The sequence below is a fragment of the Prevotella sp. AM42-24 genome (genome assembly GCF_003461825.1).
In the GTDB taxonomy this organism is placed as follows: domain Bacteria; phylum Bacteroidota; class Bacteroidia; order Bacteroidales; family Bacteroidaceae; genus Prevotella; species Prevotella hominis.
In genome coordinates this window covers 1-1,689 of the sequence record NZ_QTXV01000001.1, presented here as the reverse complement: position 1 = coordinate 1,689, position 1,689 = coordinate 1, and the positions used below count along the sequence as shown (strand labels likewise).

The 1,689-nt window shown below is 40.3% G+C and carries 2 protein-coding genes; both read right to left on the bottom strand.

The window, feature by feature from the left end:
* Positions 1-346: 346 nt before the first annotated feature.
* The gene (locus tag DW917_RS00010) at positions 347-1,306 is read right to left on the bottom strand and encodes an IS3 family transposase (protein ID WP_118115306.1); all 960 of its coding nucleotides are present in this window, start codon (positions 1,304-1,306) and stop codon (positions 347-349) included.
* Positions 1,288-1,635, bottom strand: a complete 348-nt coding sequence (locus DW917_RS17045; protein WP_147344092.1) for a hypothetical protein — start codon at positions 1,633-1,635, stop codon at positions 1,288-1,290. Before DW917_RS17045 ends, DW917_RS00010 begins: the two co-directional genes overlap by 19 nt.
* Positions 1,636-1,689: the final 54 nt, after the last annotated feature.

Sequence of the window (1,689 nt, the reverse complement as noted above, 5' to 3'; positions counted from 1 at the left end):
GCCCAAATTTGGGCTCTTAGTTTGGGCACTTGTTGCCCGCCTCGTGAGCAACGGTTGCTCGTCTCATGTTCATCGATTCCCCATCACGTGATCCCCGAGGGACCGCTTGGTGAGCATGGTAGGAACTTCTGGAGGGGGTGTAGTTTCCTATATTTAGTTGACTACATAGTTTCTTATTCCTATTGTAAGTTGACAATTATTTTCTCTATTCCTAATTCTACTTGTCAATCTTCTATCTTATTCCTAGTTAGTATTTACATACTTCATTCTAGTTCCTAATAGAAGTAGACAAAGGACCCACCCCTAGGGGTGGATCGCGGTTTTTACAATTTTGCTGCAAAATTAATCATTTTTCCTGAACTGACAAGGATTTTATGTACTTTTCCCTATAACTTGTCCAATTTTTCTTTAAACTTCCCTTTTGTTTCGCAGCTTCCTTTGGTGTTAGCATCCCGATACTTCCATGAGGGCGTAACTCATTGTAAAAGTGTACAGCCCTTTCTAAAGCCTCTTCTACTTCCTGTAAAGAAGTAAAAGAAAGCCCCATGAATAACTCGTTCTTCAACGTGTTATTGACACGCTCTGCTACAGCATTATCCTTCGGATTGCCACATTCTGTCATGCTAGGTATGATACCGTATTCTCTTAGTAATTTGATGTATTCGTTACTAGCATATTGTACACCTCTATCGGAATGATGGATTGGTGTAATAATATCCTTATAACTTTCCATGCGCATTAAGGCCATGTTTAGGGCTTTCAAAGGGAACCTGGTGGAGAGTGATTCACCGACAGAATAGCCAATGATTTCTTTTGTGTAATAATCCGTAATCAAAGAAATGTAGCAGAAATGATAAGTACCTTGTTCGGCATCATCCCAAATCTTCTGATATGTAATGTCGCTCACCCAAACTTCATTGGGTGATGATGGTATCAGTTCTTTTATCTTGTTGGGGTATGTGGGTAACCCATGACGAGAGTCCGTTGTACGAGGTTTTCGGTTGGAAGAACGCACTCCCAACTTGTACCTTGATATTATGTCCTCGAAACGGCAATGTCCCATGGCGTTCTCTTCTCCAAACTCCTTGCAATACATCAGCCAGAGTTTACGGCCGCCGATACCTGGATCTTGCTTTCTAATAGACTTAACATACTCTATTACAAACGATTCCTCTGCCAAGGCTGCAAGCATATTGTCTTCGTGCTGATAATACGCTTGACGAGTAAACCCAAACAGTTTACAGAGGCCAGAAACACTATAGTTTTTGTCCTCTGCACGAAGTTCCTTTACTGTTTGGGACCAGATTTTTTTCGCACAGGAATCTTATAAAGACGTTCTGCGATATCAATCATCTTGTTATAGGCGGCAGCTGCCATCTTTGCCTCATGGAGTTCTTGCTCCATAGCTGCCAAGCGTTTCTTCAATTCAATGTTCTCCTGTGAGAGACTTTCTGGTGTTGCATTTTGCTTCATTTCTTCTACGATTTGTGGATTATTGGTTGCAAAGTTACCAAGAATTCTGTAAACTGAAGTACTGCTAATTGACATTTTTGCCATAATTTCTCTAACTGGTACATGATACTGATAATAACTGCGAGCTATGCTCAACGCTAAATCCATTTTGTCTTTGTCCATATTTATTATTTTTAAGTTGATTTATACTGTGTCAACTTTTTCTAGGACAAGACA